19 protein-coding genes and 1 pseudogene are annotated in these 22,945 nt (G+C 47.7%); 14 read left to right on the top strand and 6 right to left on the bottom strand.

Annotated features, from left to right (window positions below):
* Positions 1–121 precede the first annotated feature (121 nt).
* From HRU42_RS11325 to HRU42_RS11305, 5 genes are all read left to right on the top strand, one after another.
* Entirely contained in the window at positions 122–295 is a 174-nt protein-coding gene (locus tag HRU42_RS11325; protein ID WP_295031201.1) for a hypothetical protein, read from the top strand.
* Between the two features lie 2 nt (positions 296–297).
* The gene (locus HRU42_RS11320; RefSeq protein ID WP_295031199.1) at positions 298–1,791 is read left to right on the top strand and encodes a cytosine permease; all 1,494 of its coding nucleotides are present in this window, start codon (positions 298–300) and stop codon (positions 1,789–1,791) included.
* A 4-nt stretch (positions 1,792–1,795) separates the two neighbouring features.
* A complete protein-coding gene (gene betA, locus HRU42_RS11315) occupies positions 1,796–3,484 on the top strand; it encodes a choline dehydrogenase (RefSeq protein WP_295031197.1) in 1,689 nt (562 codons plus the stop codon).
* A gap of 61 nt (positions 3,485–3,545) precedes the next feature.
* A complete protein-coding gene (locus HRU42_RS11310; RefSeq protein ID WP_295031195.1) occupies positions 3,546–4,259 on the top strand; it encodes a TorF family putative porin in 714 nt (237 codons plus the stop codon).
* Positions 4,260–4,438: 179 nt separating this feature from the next.
* On the top strand, positions 4,439–5,758 hold the full coding sequence (locus HRU42_RS11305) for a short-chain fatty acid transporter (protein WP_295031193.1): 1,320 nt from the start codon (positions 4,439–4,441) through the stop codon (positions 5,756–5,758).
* Between the two features lie 116 nt (positions 5,759–5,874).
* Here HRU42_RS11305 and HRU42_RS11300 read toward each other — a convergent pair whose 3' ends face one another.
* Positions 5,875–8,433 (bottom strand): PKD domain-containing protein, encoded by a 2,559-nt coding sequence (locus tag HRU42_RS11300; protein ID WP_295031190.1) that lies wholly within the window; start codon positions 8,431–8,433, stop codon positions 5,875–5,877.
* A 352-nt stretch (positions 8,434–8,785) separates the two neighbouring features.
* On the opposite strand from HRU42_RS11300, the gene HRU42_RS11295 reads away from it, so the two are divergent.
* A complete protein-coding gene (locus HRU42_RS11295) occupies positions 8,786–9,367 on the top strand; it encodes a beta galactosidase jelly roll domain-containing protein (protein WP_295031188.1) in 582 nt (193 codons plus the stop codon).
* On the opposite strand, the gene HRU42_RS11290 is transcribed toward HRU42_RS11295, so the two are convergent.
* Positions 9,364–11,490, bottom strand: coding sequence for a winged helix-turn-helix domain-containing protein (locus HRU42_RS11290; RefSeq protein WP_295031186.1), 2,127 nt, complete (start codon positions 11,488–11,490; stop codon positions 9,364–9,366). The two genes, HRU42_RS11295 and HRU42_RS11290, sit on opposite strands and share 4 nt — an antisense overlap.
* Before the next feature lie 133 nt (positions 11,491–11,623).
* On the opposite strand from HRU42_RS11290, the gene HRU42_RS11285 reads away from it, so the two are divergent.
* Entirely contained in the window at positions 11,624–12,013 is a 390-nt protein-coding gene (locus HRU42_RS11285) for a DCC1-like thiol-disulfide oxidoreductase family protein (protein WP_295031184.1), read from the top strand.
* 219 nt (positions 12,014–12,232) lie between these two features.
* The gene (locus tag HRU42_RS11280; protein ID WP_295031182.1) at positions 12,233–12,760 is read left to right on the top strand and encodes a VOC family protein; all 528 of its coding nucleotides are present in this window, start codon (positions 12,233–12,235) and stop codon (positions 12,758–12,760) included.
* Between the two features lie 26 nt (positions 12,761–12,786).
* Here HRU42_RS11280 and HRU42_RS11275 read toward each other — a convergent pair whose 3' ends face one another.
* Both HRU42_RS11275 and pepA read right to left on the bottom strand, forming a co-directional pair.
* On the bottom strand, positions 12,787–13,431 hold the full coding sequence (locus HRU42_RS11275; protein WP_295031180.1) for a LysE family translocator: 645 nt from the start codon (positions 13,429–13,431) through the stop codon (positions 12,787–12,789).
* Positions 13,432–13,586: 155 nt separating this feature from the next.
* Positions 13,587–15,095 (bottom strand): leucyl aminopeptidase, encoded by a 1,509-nt coding sequence (pepA, locus tag HRU42_RS11270; protein WP_295031178.1) that lies wholly within the window; start codon positions 15,093–15,095, stop codon positions 13,587–13,589.
* Positions 15,096–15,316: 221 nt separating this feature from the next.
* Between pepA and lptF the strand changes: the two genes are divergently transcribed.
* The 6 genes and pseudogenes from lptF to HRU42_RS11240 form a co-directional block, all read left to right on the top strand.
* Entirely contained in the window at positions 15,317–16,429 is a 1,113-nt protein-coding gene (gene lptF / locus HRU42_RS11265) for an LPS export ABC transporter permease LptF (protein ID WP_295031176.1), read from the top strand.
* Positions 16,426–17,484, top strand: a complete 1,059-nt coding sequence (gene lptG, locus HRU42_RS11260; RefSeq protein WP_295031174.1) for an LPS export ABC transporter permease LptG — start codon at positions 16,426–16,428, stop codon at positions 17,482–17,484. Before lptF ends, lptG begins: the two co-directional genes overlap by 4 nt.
* A gap of 429 nt (positions 17,485–17,913) precedes the next feature.
* Positions 17,914–18,252 carry a P-II family nitrogen regulator gene (gene glnK, locus HRU42_RS11255; RefSeq protein ID WP_295031172.1) on the top strand — a complete coding sequence of 113 codons (339 nt, stop codon included), beginning with the start codon at positions 17,914–17,916 and terminating at the stop codon, positions 18,250–18,252.
* A 13-nt stretch (positions 18,253–18,265) separates the two neighbouring features.
* Complete coding sequence (locus HRU42_RS11250; RefSeq protein ID WP_295031169.1) at positions 18,266–19,516, top strand: ammonium transporter; 1,251 nt, start codon at positions 18,266–18,268, stop codon at positions 19,514–19,516.
* A gap of 117 nt (positions 19,517–19,633) precedes the next feature.
* Entirely contained in the window at positions 19,634–19,990 is a 357-nt protein-coding gene (locus HRU42_RS11245) for a hypothetical protein (protein ID WP_295031167.1), read from the top strand.
* 155 nt (positions 19,991–20,145) lie between these two features.
* A pseudogene (locus HRU42_RS11240) lies at positions 20,146–20,345 on the top strand (hypothetical protein); the annotation flags it as partial.
* Positions 20,346–20,430: 85 nt separating this feature from the next.
* On the opposite strand, the gene HRU42_RS11235 reads toward HRU42_RS11240, so the two are convergent.
* The gene (locus HRU42_RS11235; RefSeq protein ID WP_295031166.1) at positions 20,431–21,723 is read right to left on the bottom strand and encodes a DUF4785 domain-containing protein; all 1,293 of its coding nucleotides are present in this window, start codon (positions 21,721–21,723) and stop codon (positions 20,431–20,433) included.
* A gap of 9 nt (positions 21,724–21,732) precedes the next feature.
* A complete protein-coding gene (locus HRU42_RS11230; RefSeq protein WP_295031164.1) occupies positions 21,733–22,605 on the bottom strand; it encodes a hypothetical protein in 873 nt (290 codons plus the stop codon).
* Positions 22,606–22,945: the final 340 nt, after the last annotated feature.

The raw sequence follows: 22,945 nt of genomic DNA, 5'->3' as shown, positions 1-22,945 counted from the left end.
AAACATGGCATCGAACGCGTGCTGGAAAGATGCCTAGACCTGATATCACGGTACGTATCTGATGATACCTACCTAATGTAAAACAATAACGTGATGACAAACATCAATCGAGGAGAGTTTCATGACCGATCAACATCTTACGCAACCAACTGCAGATCTGGAACAACGAATACGAATCTACGAAAAAATGGATCAGGACCCTGATTGGCCGGGTGCGCTGCAGGCGATTGACTACACCATCATTACCTTGCTCACTCTGGGTCTGGTTGTCACATTTTATCTATGGGGGTTCTGAATATGTCTTCAAATAACCTAGATAATACTAAACTCGAGGCGGAACGCGGCGATATTCCTTTGTTGCCTAAAGAACGTATATGGGGCTTTTGGGAGTTTACCTACGCCAACTCGGCACTCGCGATTGCGACCTGGGCATTTCTTATCGGTGGTGCGACGGCCTTGTTCGTCGGGCCCAAAGAGGGGATCGCCGCCATCGTCATAGGTAACATTCTCGGTGTGGTCATCATGGCATTATCGACCTGTGTGGCTTGTGGTAAGTACGGGATCGAGCAGTTCACCTTCCTGCGTAGCATGTTTGGCAAGAACGGCAGTCGTCTGGTTTACCTGTTAGCCGTGGTGGGACTCACCATGGGCTGGTTGGCCGTACTTGGCTTGATGTTCGGTCGCTCCATCAGTGGCGTCATGGTACTGATCACCGAGCAGAAACCTGATCCCCAGGAGCTGTTGGTCTATGTGGCGGCGTTTGCGTCCATCTTGTTGACCGCCTGGGTGGTTGCGCGGGGCCCAACCTCGATAAAGATCTTCAATACCATAGTTGCACCTGCGCTCTTGTTGGTCATGTGTGCCATGTTGTACCTGATCTTCGACAACTATAGCTTCGCCGAGTTGATGGTCCTGCCTGCACTTGATGCCCCTTTCGATGACAAACGAGTTAACTTTATGATCGCCATAGAAATTAATATGGCGGCGGGATTTTCTTGGTGGCCATACATAGGTAACCTGGCACGTCTGAGTAAAAACCAACGCACCGCGTTTTGGCCTAATGTCATCGGCGTATTTGGCGCGGCAGTCTTGGGCGAGGTGGTTGGATTACTGGCTGCTGCCACCTATGGCGACAGCGACCCTACCGTGTGGATGCCACATATAGGCGGCCTAGTGTTTGGTGTGGTGGCCTTGTTATTCGTTTCATTTGCCAACGTCACTAGCATGATCAATATCCTCTATACCTCCATCGTCGGTCTGCGACAGGTTGTTGGTAAGCAGCTGCGGCAGATGAGGTGGGAAGTCTTGGTGATATTGTTCTGCATCGTGCCTGCCGTTATCGTATTTGTCGCGCCGGGGATTTACGACGGTTTCTTCATCTTCCTAGTCTGGACATCTGCATTGAATAGCTCGCTGGCCGGGATCTGTATCGCCGACTTCTTCGTATTACGACGTCAGCGAGTCAATTTGCGTAACGTGTTTGCGCCGGAAGATGACCCAGCACTGCGTTTCTGGAAGGGATTTAATCCCATCGCACTCATCGCCTTGCTGGTTGGTTTTATCATCTACGTCGTGCTGTTTAACCCGCAGACTCTCGACAATATATCCATCTTCCAGTTCATCTCGGCATCGCTGCCTTCGTGTCTACTGGCTGGATTGGTCCATTTCACGCTGACACGCATGTTCGCCGCCAAGATGGGATGGGGCGATTACCCCACAGCTGATAGCGATATGTATGACCGCAAGGCTGCGGGCATGACTGCTCAAGCTCAAAGTCGCACCAAGGAATAAAATAATGAATCAAACCTACGACTACATCATCGTCGGGGCAGGGTCTGCTGGCTGCGTGCTAGCGAACCGACTAACCGAAGACCCCGAGGTCTCTGTGCTGTTACTCGAATGCGGCGGCAGCGATCGAAGTGTGATTATCCAGATGCCTTCGGCCTTCTCGATCCCCATGAATACCAAGAAGTACAATTGGAGATATGAGACCGACCCGGAGCCGGGTCTAGATGGCAGACGAATACATTGTCCTCGAGGCAAGGTATTGGGTGGTTCTTCATCCATCAACGGTCTGGTCTATATTCGAGGTCATGCATGTGATTTCGATGAATGGCAAGGTCTAGGTGCGAACAACTGGGGCTATAAGCATTGCCTGCCCTATTTTAAAAAAGCCGAAACCTATCAATATGGCGGTGATGATTACCGTGGTGATTCAGGCCCTCTGGCGACCAATAATGGTAATCAGATGGCCAATCCCTTGTATGGCGCCTTCGTCGATGCCGGTGAGCAGGCGGGTTACATGAGGACCAAGGATTGTAATGGCTATATGCAGGAAGGTTTTGGTCCTATGCATATGACAGTGAAAGATGGGGTGCGCTGGTCAACGGCGAATGCTTATCTGCGTCCGGCGATGCAGCGTCCTAATCTTGAAGTTGTCACCAAGGCGATGACACGAAGAGTCATTCTTGAGGGGAAGCGTGCTATCGGTGTGGTTTTCTCTCGTGGAGGTAAGACCCGGACTGTGCATTGTAATAAAGAGGTGTTGTTGTCGGCTGGACCGATTGGCTCGCCTCACCTCTTGCAGCTATCGGGCATAGGCCCGGTCGAGGTGCTAGAGAAGGCGGGCATTGAGGTCTTGCATCCGCTGGCCGGTGTAGGCGAAAACCTACAGGATCATGCCGAGGTGTATATTCAATTCCACTGCAAACAGCCGATCACCTTAAATAGTAAGATGGATCTGGTCAGTAAGGGGCTGATTGGGGCGCGCTGGTTGTTGTTTAAAGACGGATTAGGCGCGACTAACCATTTTGAGTCATGTGGCTTTATTCGTTCTAAAGCTGGACTCAAGTGGCCTGATATCCAGTATCACTTCTTGCCTGCTGCTGTACGTTACGACGGGCATTCACCGGTGAAAGGACACGGTTTTATGATCCTGACCGGGCCCAACAAGCCCAAAAGCCGTGGTTGGGTGCGTGCGGTTTCTACGGATCCAGAAACCCACCCGTCGATCCAGTTCAATTACCTTCAGCATGAAGACGATCGAGAAGGGTTTCGTAAGTGTGTGCGTTTAACTCGAGAGATCATTGCCCAGCCGGCTATGGATGATTACGTCGATGGGGAGATTTCTCCCGGTGCCGATGTGCGTACCGATGAGGAAATCGATGCGTTTGTGCGTGAAAACCTTGAGAGTACCTATCACCCCTGTGGTAGTTGCAAGATGGGTGAGGATGCGATGGCAGTGGTCGATTCAGTGCTTAGGGTGCATGGCATCGACGGCCTGAGGGTCATAGATTCTTCGGTATTTCCTACCGAGCCTAATGGCAACCTCAACGCCCCAACCATTATGTTGGCGGAACGCGCCGCGGATCTCGTTAGAGATAAGCCCTTGTTGTCGCCCCTGAGTGTCGCTATCGGTCTGGCTGAAGATTGGGAAACGCAGCAACGTACCTCGGCTCCTCTACGTCAGGTAAACCTGGATTGATGGCGAATAAAAGTTGTTTGAATAGCAATATTTTATCAATAAATATAACGGAGAAACACCCGTGCATAAAAAATTAACCAATAAACGAATTGCGCAACTTCTCGGCCTCAGCTTAGCTGGTGCACTCATCACGCCTCTGGTCCAAGCCGAAATCACCGGTGAGGTCAGCGTGACCAACGACTATCGTCTGCGCGGAATATCGCAAACGGCGGGGGAGGTCGCGGTTCAGGCTGGGCTCAATTACAGTGCCGATAATGGATTCTTTGCCGGTATCTGGGGCAGTAACGTTGATAGAGAAAGCTATGACTCAGATGTAGAGATAGACCTCTATGTTGGCTATTTCGGGGCGCTAAGTGACGAGCTTGAGTACGATGTCGCACTGAGTTACTACACCTATCCAGGACAAGATGAGAGTTCTCGTTTCTTAGAGGCGAATGTCGGCCTCTACTTTGCTGGTTTTCACCTCGCACAATGGTACACCAACGACTACGCTAATTTTGATGTGTCACAGCACTACTCGGAGCTTAACTACTCCTATGAGATTGCCGAAAATTGGAGTCTAGATGCTCACCTTGGCTATAACTATGGTGATGGGTCCGAACTGGACTGGGGGGAAGACTACCTAGATTACTCTATCGGCGTCTCGACAGAGCTAGCCGGTGTTGGATTATCCCTTGCTTGGCTAGATACCAACTTGAGTGATATCAATATCATCAAGGATGGGCCATGGCAAAGTGATGGCACGCTATTGTTCACCGCCAGCTATGGCTTCTAATTAGTATAATCACAGACGTCAGGCCGGGTTATCGTCCGGCTCTATAAGCTAAAAACCGCCATCTCGGTGGTTTTTTTATCAGGCATATTTGGCTAGGTTGGCGCGTTCATATGCGGCTTGCTGGTGTACTCTTGCGGTAGAAATCTGCTAGTCTGGCAAAAAACACACTAGGGAAACCTATGCTAGCTAAAGCCGCTAAACCACTAGTAAAACTCGTCGACCGTTACTTACCCGATCCGTATATTTTCGTATTACTGCTCTCCTTAGTGGTATTGTTAGCGGCTGTGATAGTCGAGCAACAAACCCCACTCGAGGTCATCAATTACTGGGGCGCTGGCTTCTGGTCATTGTTGAGTTTTTCGATGCAGATGCTGTTGGTTCTCGTCACTGGTTTTATGCTAGCCAGCTCTCCTCCGGTGAAAAAGTTACTCGATCGCCTGGCCGGATTCGCCAAGTCTGCCCCCCAGGCTATCGTTTTAATCACAGTCGTCTCACTCGTTGCCAGCTGGATAAACTGGGGCTTTGGTCTCGTGGTCGGCGCGTTATTTGCTAAAGCCTTGGCCCGTAAAATAAGAGTCGATTATCGCTTACTCGTCGCCAGCGCTTATTCAGGCTTCGTGGTCTGGCATGGGGGACTCGCAGGTTCCATTCCGCTAACCATAGCCACCCCTGGCCATTTTTCCGAAGCAGAGATCGGGATAATTGCCACCAGTGAGACCATCTTCGCCGGATTTAACTTAACCATACTGGCAATCTTGTTGCTGGTGATGCCCCTGGTCAACCGGTTTATGCTGCCCGAAGAAAAAGACAGCGTCTATGTCGAACCGCATCAGTTAGATGATAGCGAAGCGCGAGTGGCCGACAAGCAATCACAAGATCGTCCCGCCGACAAATTAGAAAACAGCCGTTTGCTTGCCTGGAGTATAGGCGGTGCCGGGCTCGCGTATTTGGCCTATTACTTCTTGGTTAACACAGGTAGCTTAAACCTCAATTTAGTCAATTTTTTATTCCTATTTGTGGCGATTATATTGCACCAAACCCCACGTAGCTTGCTCAACAGCCTGAACGAAGCCATCAAGGGGGGAGCCGGTATCGTTATCCAGTTCCCATTCTATGCGGGGATCATGGCCGTGATGATGCAATCTGGCTTGGCGCAGAGTATCTCCGAGGGTTTTGTCTCCATCGCCAGTGCTGAGAGTTTGCCTTTCCTTAGCTTTATCAGCGCCGGGATCGTCAATATCTTCGTCCCCTCTGGCGGAGGTCAATGGGCGGTGCAGGCACCGATTATGTTACCCGCAGCCGAAGCCTTGGGGGCTGATGTCGCCAGAGTCGCGATGGCTGTGGCTTGGGGAGATGCCTGGACTAACCTTATTCAACCATTCTGGGCCCTGCCGGTATTGGCCATCGCAGGTCTGAAAGCCCGTGACATCATGGGCTTCTGCCTAGTGCAGCTGATCATCACAGGGGTTATCATCAGCATCGGCTTGAGCTGGTTTTAGAAAGTGTTGAACGACGAGATTTCAAGGAGACTGAACACTAGCTGTCTCCTTGAAATCCATGCCTCATATCTTGATACTCGCCAGTACTGCCTTGGGCGACATCACAGTGTTGAGCGCTAGTCTTCCCGATAGCCAAGTGAAAGCGTCGCACCTGAGAATTCAGTTTTGGCCTTCACATGTATATAGTGCCAGCCCTCCGACACTGATGGCACTAAGATTAACTCCTCATTGGTGTCTCCCTGTGAGCGATGATCCCAAGTGCTCTCTTTAGGCCTTTGCTCGAAACGATGCAATAGATCCGCATTACCGGAGCCGTATTTCAGCCTTATTTCAAGTACCTTGCCAGCATCTTCGTCGTTGACAAAGTGAGCCAATTGAATTTGCTTATCGCTTGACGTGGTTTGTAAGCAGTAAGCAGCGCCAGCAAACACTCTGCCGCCATTGAACGCCACATCGCCATTGGCACACGCGTCGACAACATTGGATATTGTTACATTAGCAGAATCCTGACTGGTTTTTCCTTGTGCATCAGTCACGGTTAATGAGGCGGTATAATCTCCTTCTGAGCCATAGGAATGAGCCGGGTTGGCTTGTTGACTTCGATTGCCGTCACCAAAATCCCATGAATAAGCACTTAGGCTGCCATCGGGGTCAAAGGAACCATCACTGCTAAAGATAATGTCACTGTCGACTGTGGCGTGATAAGGGCCATTGGCGTCGGCCGATGGAGATTCATTACCATCAAGTAGATAATCCGCCGTCAATTGCACCTCGCTAAAATCGTTATAGCCTCTTAGCATGACGTAATAGCTGCCCGTTTTCGCCGGCGTAAATTTACACTGCTCATTGTTACCGCCTTTGTAGGGGCGACAATCATAGTCAGTTACGCTAGCTTGCTCACCAAAACGCACATAGAGATCCGCATCCCCAGTGCCATTGGCGATAGTGACAGTCACAGACATAGCGTCTACGGGGACCTCGAAAATAAACTGAAGCTCTTCTTTTTGTTGACCAGAAGTCGATTTTTGAACGCCTTTCTCGAGGACAAAGTCCTCGCCGCCGACAATCGATACCGCGACTTGAATAGAGTCTGTAGCACCCTTGTTGTCGGTGACCGTCAGCGTGGCCGTATACTCGCCAGCAGTCGTGTAACTGTGACTTGGATTGGGTAAGTTACTGGAGTCACCTTCGCCAAAGTACCAGCTATAGCTGGCAATATTGCCGTCTGGATCATTTGAACCTGTACTGTTAAAAATGATGTCCTCACCCACCTCGGCCGCATAAGGGCCATTAGCATGCGCGTTAGGCTTTTTGTTTTGTTGATCATCATCGCCGGTGTGATTGATGCTGAAGTAATCAACCAGAGCCCCCATAGGGCCAATCACGTTCATGGTGAGGCTTTTACCGTTGATCTCCAACACCATAGACCCTCTCCCGCCATACATAAAGTCGGTTGGATGACGCTTACCTGAGGCAATCTCTTCATCGGTGACCCGTCTGGCGTAACCTGTACCAGCGCCTTCACCTGCACCATGGGTAATATAGACAGTCCCTGAATTGGCTGTGGCACCCGTTTTGGTATAAGCGCCGTCACCATCTAAGCGTCCGTCACCCATATTGATATGATGCTTATCCGATTCGAACGTATCGGACATGCCGTAATGACCGTCGATCAAGGTTGAACGGGTATAGAAGTGATTGTGGCCGGTCATCACCAAATCGACTCCGTAATCCTCTAGAATGGGCACAAAATTCTGCCTCATCCTGATCATATTAGTTTCGGTGTCGGAATCATGGCCGCTCTTGCCGTAGACCGGATGATGAAAAACGGCAATCAGCCACTCTGCGTCACTGGTGTCTAAGTCGTCTTTTAACCATTCATCCATGGCGCCGGATAGTTCGTAATGTTCTTCGTCACTGGAATTAAGGACGACGACATGAATGTTGCCATAATCAAAAGAGAAATACGCTTCTTGAGTCGATGGGACTCCCCCAGCTTCGCCATTCTTGGGCATACTGAAGAGATCGTAATAGCCTCCAGTGCCGGTTTCTACTTTGGCGGTACGATTGTCATGATTTCCCATCACAGGCCAAAAAGGCGACTGCTTGAGTAGTTTGGGGTACTGGTTAAATACCGCATTCTGGTACTCTTCGATAGTGCCGTCGCTATACGCATTATCACCCAGCATCAACCAAAAATCTGTGTATGCCCCTTTACTGAATTGATAATAGCCATCTCGTACTATTTTTTGGCCGACGAGTGTCGGATCGACCCCCGCTCTTCCAGGATCACCTAAGATCCATATTCGCGTCGGTGTTGCTGTGCCAGTTTTCGGTGAGGTTTCAAAAAACGTGTCCGCATCATTGCCTGCTAAGGTGGCAGTGCTACTGCCCACTGAATAATAATATCGGGTTAATGGGGATAAATTAGTTAACCTAATTTCATGAGAGTGGGTTAACGCCGAGTTGTCGTGTATTTGGTCCAATTCATTTAATTGGGTGCCATATTTTATCCGGCTATTGGTGGGGGTATCCGTATTCCAACGAATGATCATGCTTGATTCTGTGCCGAGTTGAATGTAAGGCCCCCGAATTATTTCGCTAGCCTGGCTTGAAATGGAACTTAAGCCCAATATTAATAAGCTCATCACTTTTACTAAATTATTACGTATCACGATAATCCTCCTGATTTATTAAGGCATGCATTTTATTTCTTGCTGTTAAAAAAGTGTGAATGACATCTCAACACTTTTTTTATGCCTTTCGTTACGTAGGGATAACGCACAACTTAATCGATATTCCGCGAAGCACTCGACACTCATTAACCTACTTTTAAGTCGTGAATAACAGTCAAATTGGCTGATGTTAGCTGATATTGGCTGATGTTAGCTGATGTTCGGCTCTTGTTGACCGTCAATTGTATTGGTAGTAATGTTTCAGACACTAAAATGATGTTTAAACTGCATTTTAATCATGTGGTTGAATAGGTGAACCGATATAGCTAAATTCAAGTTAAAACGAATAAGTGTGATTAAAAAATTACTTTTTATAATATTTTATCTCGCTATTTGTCCCCAAACTCATGGATTTGAACTTATCGCTCCCGGTAGCCAATGGCGCTACTATGATAGAGAGCCTGCGTTGCCAAAGTCTTGGTATCTTGCTGAGTTTGATGATAGCCAATGGTCAATGAATCGTGCTCAATTTGGCTATGGAGAAGAAGATGAGAATACGGTCACGAATTATGGAGCGGATAAAGACAACAAATATCCGGTGCAATACTTCAGAACCAGGTTTGTTCAACTCGAAGCACCGATAAAGAGTCACCTGGTACTGCGTCTGTTAGTCGATGATGGGGCGCGGGTTTATCTAAATGGGGTGAAAATCTATCAGGTAAACCTCTCCTCTGCCGGTGGAGCCAGTCAATTCGCGACTAACTCACTGATTGAACATGTTTGGATCGAGGTGCCTTTGGAAAACGTTAACCTAATTCAGGGCGAAAATACCTTGGCGGTGTCGGTACATCAACTCAGTCCTACTAGTTCAGATCTTAGTTTCGATTTAGCACTGGTGAATTTGAGTGTCTCGACAGATACACCCGCTAACTAGTGGTTATTTTCCGCTAAGTGAAGAAACCAAAGATCGCTACTCGAATGGACATTCTTAGTGGCTGATAGCCCGTAAATTCGCTTTTGAGGGCGAAATTGGTGAGCGAATTTTGTTCCCTGTTGTTTTATTTCTGTTTCGCCACTCTTGAAATCGTGCCGGAAAATATCACCCTCTAGGTCCACTCCCCATACCGCATCCGCCGAGATATCCCAATTACGCTCGAGTGAAAGTTGGCTAGAGTGCAACACTTTCTCGGGTTTTTCTTGCCAGTTCCATAACCAAAGTCCACTTTTCGATGAGTTCATAAAGACAATGTGTTGAGACTCATCGACCAATCTGGCTTGATACATATCAAAGTTGGATATGTCGGCTACCCGACTGTCCGTTAGGGTTAATTGCTTGAGTTGCCATAATCGTTTGAAGGGCTGTTCTGTGAGTTGAGAAAAAAGTAGTGTCTGATCAGTATTCCAACCAATAAAGTGGATCGGGCGACTCGATTGCCAATGCACAGTCACTGTTTGTGATGCTAACGAATAATGCATAAGACCATAGGTATGATTATTTTTAATGACGGCGGCGACTTGCGTGCTATCTGGCGACCAGTTTAAATCGTAAATATCCTGATATTCGGTTTGTGCAATAGGATTAATGTCGTTTCCTGAACGATGCCATAATTGCTTTTTCCCAGTTCGGTTCGATACAAACACAAAGCTGTGGCCGTTGGGACTGATCGACATTTCAGTGTCTGAGGATTGTGAAACTGTTAATGAACGGCTCCGTTTAGATGTTGTTAAATCTACCTGATGTCCTTCATATCGAATAAACTTTTGATTAAATAACAGTAAACCGGTTTCTTGATTGTATCTCAGACCGTAATATGCCGAAAATCTTAGGCTTGATTCCAACAATATGCCCTTGCCTTTTTTGTCATATTTGCTAATTCCATCCCTTGTAGAAATAAGTAAATGGTCTGAATCAAACCAATCTAAGCTATATATTTCGCTTTCAAATGAAGACACTTGCTGGGTATTTCCCTTCAAGTCGGTAATAAATACGGCTTTTTCGGTGGGGGCTAAACAACGGATGAATGCGATATGTTGTCCATCTGGAGAAAATACTGGAAATCTATCATCGACACCCGTTATCGAGGTGGTTACCAATGTTTGTCTGTCCAACTCTGGTTGCCAAATATAGATCCCATGATTGTTTTGTTCGATATGCCTTTGGGTGTAAACGAGTGTATTCTTGTCAGGGTGCCAGTCGAGACCAAAGCTCATAGAGTCAAGCTTAAGCGCTTTATTGGGAGTGATCTTGTCTAAATTTATCAGTGCTATGGTTATTTGGTCAGTCTGTTTGTGCTTGGATATTACTGCGATTTGATTATTGTTTTTTGAAAAAGAAGGATAAAAATACCTAGTATCACTTGCGCCGATATTGGTCGCGTAGGTGTTATCTAAGGATCGCAGCATTAACTTTTCTTCCCCTTGATCTAACTGGCTTACATAAAGAATGCGAGTGCCATCATTAGACATATCAGGCATTAAGTTGTCTGCTTTGTCATAGGTTATTCGTGTAAAATAATTGTTGGGGGTTTGTCCTTGGAGCAGGAACTGGGGAGACACTATGACAATGGCGAGTCCAATCAAGACAGTCACAAGAAAAATGATGAAACCATCTTGTCGCTTACTCATGTTGAAAGATAAACTAAATTTACGCTTGTTATCTTGTCGCGTTGCTTTTGAAAAACGTGGATAAGATGTATTTAATGCCTCGTCAGTGGTGGTGGTCGGCGTGGCGATGACTGTCACTTGGGCAACGAGCTTATATCCCACTTTTCGAATCGTCACGATAAACTGTGGTTGGCTTGAATTATCGTTTAGCAGACGTCGAAGATTAGACATGACTCGATTTAAAGCATCATCAGTCACTACCTGGTTTGGCCAAAATAGCTCAAATAATTTGTCTCTGGTGACCACTTTTCCTTGCTGACTCACCAGGTATTGTAAAATCATCATGGATTTGGGTTCTATACGAACTTCTCGCTCTCCATGAAAGGCGAGGTTTTTATTACAATCTATCTTCCAGTCACCAATAAAAAAAAGTTCTGCTATCTGACTCTGCATCTGCTGGTTGGCTTAAGTTATTATCTATTTATAAAGTCTCATTAAATCATTAGTCCTCACCGCGAAGCAATAGTCATGTTCGAAAAAGAGTCAGCGTAAACTTATCTGATTAGACATCGACTAAACTCTATAGATGAATGACAGTCAGCCAAATTTATATGTCCTCTACGATGGTGCCTGTCCTCGATGCATCAAGGATAGAGAACGGTATTCACGTATTGCGGGACGCCATGCCCTCGGAGTGGTCTGGTTCGATATCACAGATCAGGACGAGAAGTTAAAGACTTGGGGGATTGAGCCGTTTAAGGCGCTAACCCAATTGCATGTGATCATTGGCGAATGTGACAATATAGAGCAATCGAGCGTCGTATCTGAGCTTGATGCCTACATAGTCTTGATGCAGCGGGTGCCGATACTTAAACCATTGGCCTGGTTGATGGGGCTAAAGTTAATGCGTCCGCTATTATCGAACCTGTATCGTAAGGCTGTCTATAGGCGACTCAAATGTGCAGGCAGGTTATAGATGGCGATTGCACTGACTCATAATGTCTGCTTGCACGTCATCGAGCGGCATCGTTTAGTTGGAGGTTAACCAAATGGCGATTGCACTGACTCATAATGCCTGCTTGCACGTCATCGAGCTGCATCGTTTAGTTGGAGGTTAACCAAATGGCGGTAGTACTGACTCATAATGTCTGCTTGCACGTCATCGAGCGGCATCGTTTAGTTGGAGGTTAACCAAATGGCGATTGCGCTGACTCATATTGCTTTGCACGTGATGGACCTTGAAGCCTGTGTCGACTTTTACTGCTCCTATGCTGGCATGCGTGTCATTCATGAACGTCCCTGGGGTAACAGCCATCAACGGCCAAGTGATAACAGTCATCAACGGCCAAGTGATAACAGTCATCAACGGCCAAGTGATAACAGCCATCAACGGCCAAGTGGAGAAAAGCGTATTGTTTGGCTCAGTGAGCCGGGACAGGGATCACAATTTATCATTGTGATTCTCCCTGGAGGGGACGGCCATAAACAGCAGATGAATGACTTTTCCCACCTAGGTTTTGCGCTGGAGAGTAAAGCCGCTGTAGATAGGGTAGCGATGCGTGCCGAGGAAGAGGGCATATTAGTCTGGGGCGTGCGGGAGGATAGTTATCCTGCGGGTTACTATTGTGGTGTCAGAGATCCCGACGGTAACTTCATCGAGTTCAGTTATGGTCAGCCTCTGGGCCCTGGAGCACCAGAGCTCATCGAGGGAGAGCCGCCTTAAGTTGGCTCTCTTTGCATTTTATAGACTTATTGAGTGTCAGTCAGTGCTATTTTTGCACTTAATCCCACTAATATGAGGCCTGAACCTCCCTCAATTCCTCTTGAATACTTCGCAGCCTTGGGGCTACTAAAGAGTATGCTGCCCAAGAAGGAATAGACTAAATTGCAGCCAGTCGCCAGAACGCTGAACAAGAGACCTAAAATCATTAGCTCTTTAGTCGCTGACGGAGAAGATATATCGATGAATTGTGGTAAGAAAGCCAGATAGAACATGGCAACTTTGGGGTTTAGCACACTCACCACGACACCTTGTGTAAACACATTCCTCACACTAGTCATTCGAGTCTCAGTATCATCAGTATTGGCAACCAGTTTCGATTGCCCCTTGTAACAGTTTATTAGAGAGGTGATCCCCAAATATAGCAGGTAGGCTGCGCCTAAATATTTAACGACACTGAACACAAAGGCTGAGCTTAGTATTAATGCCGATAAGCCAAATACCGCGGCTAAAGTATGTACCAGATAGCCAGCACCTAGCCCCAGAGAAGCCGCTATACCGGACTTTAATTTACCCTTCATGGTATTAGAGACTATGTACACCACATCTGGCCCGGGGATTAGGTTGATCGATAGCGATGCAATAACAAACATTAAGATAGTGCTTAATTCCATATGTACTCCTTGAATTACCTAAACGTAACCCATATTAGATTTGCATTTTTTACCAGCATGGTTAATGCGTGTATATATATTTTCAAATTCGAAGCAAATAAAAAGAGCGAAGAGATAACTCTTCGCTCTTTCGGCCTAACTAAGCAAGATATGTGTTATTCCCCTTGAGGAACACCCGCGCGGTTGATCAGGAACTGAGTCAATAGCGGTACCGGACGTCCGGTAGAGCCCTTGTTCGCGCCACTGTTCCAAGCGGTACCGGCAACATCTAGGTGTGCCCAGTTGTACTTCTTGGTGAAGCGTGACAGGAAGCAAGCTGCCGTGATAGCACCGGCGGGACGACCGCCAAGGTTAGTCATATCGGCAAATGGGCTTTCAAGATGCTCTTGATACACATCCCACAATGGCAAGCGCCATGCACGATCACCACTCTGCTCACCGGCATTTAATAGCTCGTGTGCCAGTGGATTATGACCAGAGAACAGACCCGAAGCGTGTTTACCCAGTGCGATAACACAGGCACCCGTCAGCGTCGCAGTATCGACAACCAGCTCAGGGTCGAAACGCTCAACGTAGGTCAATACATCACACAATACCAGGCGGCCTTCTGCATCTGTGTTTAACACTTCGACAGTTTGGCCCGACATAGTGGTGAGAATATCACCTGGGCGGTAAGCATTGCTCGATGGCATGTTTTCACAGCCAGCAAGAATACCGATCACATTGATCTTAAGATTGAGATCACACAGGGCTTTCATCGCACCGATAACACCTGCGGCTCCGCCCATGTCGTACTTCATCTCATCCATGGCTTCGCCAGGCTTGAGTGAAATACCGCCAGAGTCGAATGTCAGCCCCTTACCAATAAGCACAATCGGCTTCTGAGTACTGTCGACTGCGCCCTTGTACTCCATCACAGTCATGATGGATTCGTTGACACTGCCACGGCCCACAGCAAGGTACGAGTTCATGCCCAACTTGGCCATCTGCTCTTCACCTAAGGTGGTCACAGTTAATTCTTCACAGACTTCACCCATCTGGCGAGCTTGTGATGCCAGATAGGCTGGATTACAGATGTTAGGCGGCATGTTGGCAACATCACGACAAAGATGCATACCGGCAGACACGGCCATACCGTGTTCGATTGCGCGCTCTCCCACGGCCAGTTCACGGCGTGTTGGTACATTGAAGACTAGCTTGCGTAGGGGACGGCGAGTCTCACCCTTATTGGTCTTCAATACATCGAAGTTGTATAGGCTGTTCTGCGTCGTTTCAACGGCTTCACGAACTTTCCAGTAAGTGTCACGGCCCTTCACGTGCAGTTCAGTCAGGAAACAAACGGCTTCCATTGAACCAGTTTCGTTAAGGGTTTTGATGGTTTTGTCGATGATCTGCTTGTATTGACGCTCATCGAGCTCGCGCTCTTTACCACAACCAACCAAAAGCACACGTTCACTGAGAACATTAGGCACATGATGCAAAAGAAGCATCTGCCCTGGCTTGCCTTCGAGATCGCCACGACGAAGTAAGTTACTTATGTAGCCTTCACTAATTTTATCGAGCTGCTCAGCAATACCCGATAGGCGTCTTGGTTCATATACGCCAACCACTATGCAGGCCGAACGTTGCTTTTCTGGACTGCCGCTCTTAACGCTAAACTCCATGAGCTCTCCTAGATTCTTAAAGACAAATTTTATTATTTATTAGATAATGTCTGCTTGTGTCCCAAACGGGCCTAAATTTGGTACATCAAAGTGTTTTTTTTTAGGTGTTTTTATACCATATTTAGTTAACGGCTGGTTACAAAACTACCAAAAGTAGACAGTTTACATGAAAGTTAACCTGATACCAGCATAATTATAAGTTTAGGGACCGGATCCAGCCTGTGATTGTATTTAGATATTTGATTAGAGAAGTTTTCAAGGCACAAATAGCCGTTCTTGCAGTACTTTTAGCTATTTTTATAAGCCAGCATTTCGTTCGTGTACTTGCTGATGCATCTGACGGAGAATTTCCTGCTTCGTTAGTCTTCACCCTATTGGGTCTTAATTTACCTTATCTGGCTGTTTTGGTGATTCCGCTGAGTTTATTTCTCGGTATTTTGATGGCTCATGGCCGAATGTATGCCGACAGTGAAATGGTGATTCTTCACGGCGTGGGGGTGAGTGAATGGTATATCACCCGTGTGACCCTGTTGTTGGCCGTAGGCAATATGATTTTTACCGCTATGCTGTCGGTTTATGTGACACCTTGGGCCGAAGAGAAGCAGAACCAGGTACTCGAGCATGCACAGTCAGAAGCCGGGCTGGCAGCCATCACTCAGGGACGCTTTCAGACCAGCCCCAACGGCAGAGCCGTGCTTTTTGTCGAACGTATTGGCCGAAATAACGAGCTGAACAAGGTGTTCGTAGCACAACTACCAGATCCTGATGATGAATCCGGTATCAGTAATATCGTGGTTGCCGAAGGGGGTAAGGTCATCGAGGATGAAACCGGTGGCCAGCGCTTGCAACTGAGTGATGGTGTGCAATATAAATCGACGCCTAAGCAAGTGGATTTTCAGATCATCGAGTTCGGTAGCTACCAGATGCAGATCAAGGAGCAAGCGGTGGATGAACGCCGCCGTAAGCTCTCCGCCATGCCTATCAATGAGTTGATGGCGATAGAGGGCCCCGCGGCAACGGCTGAATTTCATTGGCGCCTGGCCATTCCTCTGGCGATCCCCTTAATGACCCTTATTGCCGTGCCTATGGCCAGGGTTAATGTGCGTCAGGGTAAGTTCGCCAAGATGTTCCCGGCTATTTTACTCTATCTGGGTTATTTTGGTCTGATGATTGCTGGGCGAAAAGCCTTGGAAGACGGGGTGGTACCTGAGTACCTAGGGATGTGGTGGATACATGCATCCGCCCTCTGCATGGGGATACTGCTCTTAGGTAAAGAGCGTCCTTCCGGTGCGAAATTGAGCGGGATATTTAAGCGCAAGAGGGCCAAAGCGTGAAAATATTAGACTTATATATTGCCAGAACCTTAGTCAGTAGCTCGGCTCTGTGTTTGCTTATTCTCACCGGTCTATCCGGCATCATCAAGTGGGTGGATCAGCTCCGCGTCGTTGGCCGTGGCGACTATACCATGCTAGATGCAGGCATCTATGTACTGTTTCTTATTCCTCGAGATATCGAGATGTTCTTCCCTATGGCGGTATTGCTCGGCGCCTTGATCGGCATGGGCATGCTGGCATCGGGATCGGAACTCGTGGTGATGCAATCTTCTGGCTTGTCTCGTTTTCAAATCACTCTGTCGGCGATGAAGACTGCCGTGCCACTCATGCTGATGATCATGGTGCTCGGTGAGTGGGGAGCACCCGCCGCAGAAAGGCGTGCTAATGAACTGCAAGCATTCAAGGTGTCCGGTGGCAGTCTGATCAAATCGAGTCGTGGGATCTGGGCAAAAGATGGCGATCTGTTCGTCAATATTGGCGAAGTGGAAAACATCAACAGCCTGCGTAATATTACCTTGTATGAGTTTGATAGCACCTTGACCTTAGTGAAGACTATCCATGCCGAGCGCGGCGTCTACTCAAATGATCACTGGCGTCTTATCGATGTCAGGCAAACAGATTTGACCAAGGACAAGGTGACACTGACCGACCTGACCCTGTATCGCTGGGATTCGACGCTGACACCAGATAAGTTGAGCGTTGTCTCGGTTAAGCCCGAATCTCTCTCTATTCAAGGCTTGCTGGGCTATCTGGACTATCTCGAGGCGAACAACCAAAATTCTGGCCGTTATGAGTTGGCGCTATGGCGTAAAGTCATGCAGCCCGTTACCGTTGCCGTGATGATGCTGGTGGCGCTCTCATTCGTGTTTGGTCCCTTGAGAACCGTGACCATGGGAGCTCGTGTATTGTTGGGCGTTATCGCTGGTTTCACCTTCTATATCAGCAGTGAAATTTTCGGACCTCTGACTCTGGTCTATGGCTTGCCCGCCATCCTCGGTGCCGTGATGCCGGCACTGATATTCAGTGCTGTAGCGATTTATTTTATTAGAAAATAAATCTAAGAATAGTCTTAGGCTATAAGCTTGATGTGACCCTAAATTGGACGCCTTACTGTAAGCAGTAAGGTGTCATTAGCATCAAGTCATGTAAAACCTCTATTTCAAAATCCCTATTTCAAAATCCCTATTTTAAACTCAAAAACTCCCCCTATTACATCCGTCTCCTAGTCATCTAATGTTTATTACCTCCTAGATTTATCAAATTCAACTCACGTTGCAGGCTAGCTAGCGCCATGGTCGGCCCGAGTATTTGCCTGCGCTATATTTGTGCGCGCGGTGAATATTTGCACTCGTTTGGTGCATTTGTATTCGATGATATTTACCTGTTATTTATTAACTCATTAAAAGTTAATGGTTTGTTGACTTGGCCTAATGATTGAATAGGTAACATTAGAAATAAATAACCAAAATACCTTGGAGGTCAGCATGAAACTGGTCAGCGCTATCATTAAACCGTTCAAATTGGACGATGTCCGCGAAGCGATAGCTGGCGTGGGTATAGAGGGGATGACCGTCACCGAAGTGAAAGGTTTCGGTCGTCAGAAAGGGCATACCGAGTTGTATCGAGGCGCCGAGTATCAGGTGGACTTCCTTCCTAAAGTTAAAATAGACATTGCGACCAAGGCCGAAAACCTGGACTTGTTAATTGAATCGATTACCAATGCTGCCCGTACCGGCAAGATTGGAGATGGCAAAATATTTGTCACCGACCTAGAGCAGGTTATCCGTATCCGTACGGGCGAGACCGATAGCGAAGCATTATAAAGGGAGAAACGTGATGGAAGATTTAGCCAAATTAGGCGTGACAGTGTCTGAGTTAAGGTTCGCTCTGGATACCTTTTACTTCTTGATTTCAGGTGCGTTAGTCATGTGGATGGCGGCTGGTTTTGCAATGCTGGAGGCTGGACTCGTACGCTCCAAGAACACCACAGAAATTCTCACCAAGAATGTGTGTCTGTATTCGATTGCCTGCGTGATGTATCTGATCCTGGGATATAACATCATGTATGTCGATAATGGTGAAGGCGGCTGGCTACCTTCTTTCGGTACCTTTATCGGTAGTCAGGCCGATGATGCAGATCATGCGCTCGAGTCAGATTTCTTCTTCCAGGTGGTGTTTGTCGCTACCGCCATGTCCATCGTTTCCGGTGCGGTGGCCGAGCGCATGAAACTTTGGGCTTTCTTGGCTTTCTCTGTGGTGATGACTGGTTTTATTTATCCCGTTGCGGGGTATTGGACCTGGGGTGGCGGCTTCCTGTCTGAGGCTGGATTTGTCGATTTTGCCGGTAGTGGTATCGTTCATATGGCGGGTGCGGCTGCCGCGATTGCCGGCGTGCTCTTGTTGGGTGCTCGTAAGGGGAAATATGGTCCCAATGGCCAAGTAAACCCAATCCCGGGTTCAAACTTACCTATGGCGACCTTAGGTATGTTTATTCTGTGGATGGGGTGGTTTGGCTTTAACGGTGGCTCGCAGTTACTGGTATCCGATGTTGAAAACGCCACCGCGGTGGCTAAAATTTTCCTTAATACCAACTCAGCGGCGGCATTTGGCGCAGTGTCGGCACTCGTCGTCTGTAAGCTGGTGTGGGGAAAGGCAGATCTGACCATGATACTCAATGGCGCGTTAGCCGGACTAGTGGCTATCACTGCCGATCCCTTATCACCTTCTATCGCCTTTGCGGCCGTGATAGGCCTGATTGCCGGTGGCCTAGTCATCTTCTCCATTGTGGCGTTAGATAGGCTAAAGATCGATGATCCCGTGGGGGCTATTTCGGTTCACGGTGTGGCAGGTTTCTTCGGTCTCATGTTGGTGCCATTGTCTAATGCCGATGCGACCGTGTTAGGTCAACTCTATGGGGCCGGCGTCATCTTCATCTGGGTATTCTCAGCCTCTTTTGTGGTCTGGTATCTACTTAAGTTGACCATGGGGATCCGTGTTAGCGAAGAGGATGAATATAAGGGGATGGATGCGGCAGATTGTGGCATAGATGCCTACCCTGAGTTCGTGTCAGTCAAGAGTGCTCGTTAACAGGCAAGAGTCTTAACTTGCAAGCGTGACTGGTAATAAATCAAACAGGGCATAATGCCCTGTTTTTTTGTATCATGTTTATTAGGGCAGATGTGCAATCATGAATGGAGGCCAGAGATGATATTTTTCAAGTGTCTTACTAAGGCGAGTCTAGCGTTTTTCACCTTAGGGGCACTATGCTTGTCGGCGCTAAGCCATGGTGGACAAGTCGTGGTCCGTAAGTCCAGCGAGCCATTCGATGCCTTTGCCGTGAGAGATCAGGTCTTACGGGATCATCAATGGCAACAAGCCCTGAGAATGCAGCAACAGATCCAGATCTTACAAGCGCTGCCCACTGGATGTATCTTGCTGGCTAGACCCTACACTTATTATGCCTGCCAAGGCTTATTTTATCGGCCTTATCAGTATCAAGATCGCGATGTCTACATTCAGGTGGATGCGGTTGGCGAACAGGCTGACCAAGTTATTAAGTGATCTCGCTGTTAAAAACAAGGGCCTGGTTAACTGCTTGTAACTTTTGTTTATGCGTAATGTGTCATCATGACATAAGCTACACCAAGGATATCGAAACTTAAGGCTAGAGACCTATGGTGAAAGTCCCGTGCGCAATTGCTGTGTTACTACTTCAAGATGCATTACTCTGGTACAAGAGAGCGGTAGATAAGGCTGATTATCGTCACGAATTTTACTTTGGCCTGTCTCGGGCTTATTGGGCCACTGGGATGAACGTCTGGCAAAGAAGAATATGGAGAAAGCCCTGAGTCTTACTCAAGATGAGAATAACCAAATTCGCTATCAAGCTAAGTTACACGCGATGAAAAACCACTAATTTCATCGGTTGAGACAGAAAAGCACTCCTATGAGTGCTTTTTATAGATAATGAATGCGTTATCCAGTCATTATCGCCCCAGTGACTATTGTTGGAGTATCAGGGCCTCTTGCTGATAACTCAGCCTGGCCATCTGTCCCTGATCTTTAAGCTCCAAGCCCATTAACTTGAAGGGCGCGCTCAGCCCAGACTCCTGGATTAATTGCGGATCTAATTTCAGTGACATGGCTGAATCATCTAAGGTAAGCCAATTGGCCGACTCGGTTTTTAATATCATCTTATCTTGACCTGAGGCATCCCTACCTGTCAGGTAACCCGAGAGGGCGAAGCGCCCCTCCTCGGCGATATCTAAGGTGAAATCTATGCGAAGCGGAATGCCTTCGCGCCAACGAGTGTTCACTTGCTGCTGGATTTTAGCCGAGGGCACGAATTGTTTGAAGGCGGTTTTAACGGTTCTGATGACCTCGATGCCGTTAACGCGAGCCTTTATGTCAATTTGAATTTCACTCAAGCCCTGATTGCTGCTCGGCATGGCTAAGGTGTCGGCTAGTTGTGCCTGCCACTGGCCATTATTAGACACAAGCTTGAGAGTCTGATAACTAGCGTCTGCGTGCTTTAAGCTCGCCGTGGGCCTGAGTGCTTGATCGCTATTGGTCAGTGAAACATTAAAATCCAGACTGCGGGCTTGGCTCGATACCCTGAATTTACTGGTGAGTTTGAGTTGGTAGGGTGAGTGCTTCTCCTTCACATTCACCAGATAACTGGACTTAGCGGCTAAGGGGACTGACACCTTGAGTAAGTATTTACCAGGCTTAGCGCTGGAAGACATGGTAAGGGCGCTGGAATCATCGGTGAGGCCGGCTGTCGCTAAGGCTTGAGGATCCGCCAGAGAATGAATATTGGATGAAGACTTGCTGGCACTCGATTTGTTATCCAGGTTTATCAGTTGGATCTTATCGGGTGAGATAGCCTGGCTATGCATCAAGGTGCCTGAACTCGTGTCCGCTCTGGGTGAGATGCGAATAACGCTGGAGGCTTGACTGATGGATAGACTCACGCCTCTATTTAACTCGGTGCCTGTGACTGTGGTCCAATATTCATCACTGCTACTTGAGTGTGATTCTGCTGGTGGGCTTATGATAAATGTATTAGCAGGCACACTGATAAAGCTCAAGGAATCTCTGCTAGTGTTAATCGGCGGCAGTTGTGGCTCGGTGACGTCAGTGACACTGAAGTCCCCCTGCTGAGGCGCAGATAATGATGCCTGCGTGAAGCTCTGAGCTTGAGTATCGGCAGCCGGTGTAGCTGTTTCATCCTGACAGGCTGTCAGGAGGGGCATTATCGATAATGTCACCAAGACTAATGGGAAAATTTTCATGTTTGACTCCTATATATAGTTGCGGATCAAGATGTCTAGATTGAAGCAGGCTCGCCTGCTTTGCTGGTGACTCAGGGGTTCACTTCCAGCCGTTTTCTGCTTATCGGTAAACCAAACAGTGCCGGCAGCACTCTGTGAACTGCACTCTAAGAATCCGTCGGAGCAATCATCTAACCAGTTCTGTGTGGTTTCGAGCGCGACTTGATATTGGTAGCCCGCACAGTAGCTGTCAGCGTCCCAGATCGCCGAATCAACATCCGAGCCCACCACCACTTCGAATGGCTTGCCCAGAGTCGGACGATCCTGAGTCCCGTTAAGCCAGGTGCTGTTGTAGTAGCTCATCCAACTGACTTGTTGTTGCTTGACTGCGTCACTGCCATAGCCTAAGAGCCAGCCTAACGTCGCTTCAAACACACTGCCTTGATTCACCGCATCGGCTAATGGGGTACCGCCACTAGAGGGAGCCAGGGCAATGACTCGGCTGGTGGCATTGACTATGTCGATATAGCGGCCATCCCAGGTGGGATTAGATAAAACCCACCTGACAATATTGCCACCATGAGAGTGGGTGAGCATGACTAGATCATCGATATCCTTATGCTGAATAAATGTGTGCAGCTGACTGACCAAACAACCGGCGGCGGCTTCGTCCCACATGTATTGATCGAAATCACAGTTGATCACTTGATAGTTAGCGGGCTCGGGTAGGCCTTGTCTAACGGAGTCGATAAATTCCCGGGACCAATAATCAGTTTCGGCATCGGTTTGATTACCTGTGCCATGGATAAATACTATGCCGCTGGCGCCATAGCTGAGTGGGCTGAATATTAGTGGGCTGGATATAAACAGGCCCAAGAGTATTAGCTTGTAATAGATTTTCATTGGGTTATCTCTTTTTAGTATGTTAATCAGGTATGAGGTCTGATGTCCGACCTCTTAGTTAACCTAGTGGTTGATAATCAAACAATCAAGGAGTAGGGCTAGTACATTAGTACTAGTCAATGTAACAGCTTGGGTACTTTGTTTTAAACATTTATTGCATGCTAGCCATTGAACGGCTTGGCTAGGTGAATTCAACTGACAGGTGTTTGAAATTATTTCAATGAATAGCGAAAAGAGTTTTAGTCGTGGTTATTGCCCAATTTGTCCAGCTTGACTAAAGCTAAGGTTGAATTCCAGCCAATATAAATTTTTACTGCAACACATTTCTACCTGTAGCTTA

It is taken from the genome of Shewanella sp. (genome assembly GCF_013214165.1).
In the GTDB taxonomy this organism is placed as follows: domain Bacteria; phylum Pseudomonadota; class Gammaproteobacteria; order Enterobacterales; family Shewanellaceae; genus Shewanella.
The sequence above is the reverse complement of the archived record's forward strand: the minus strand, read 5'-3'. Positions and strand labels throughout refer to the sequence as shown.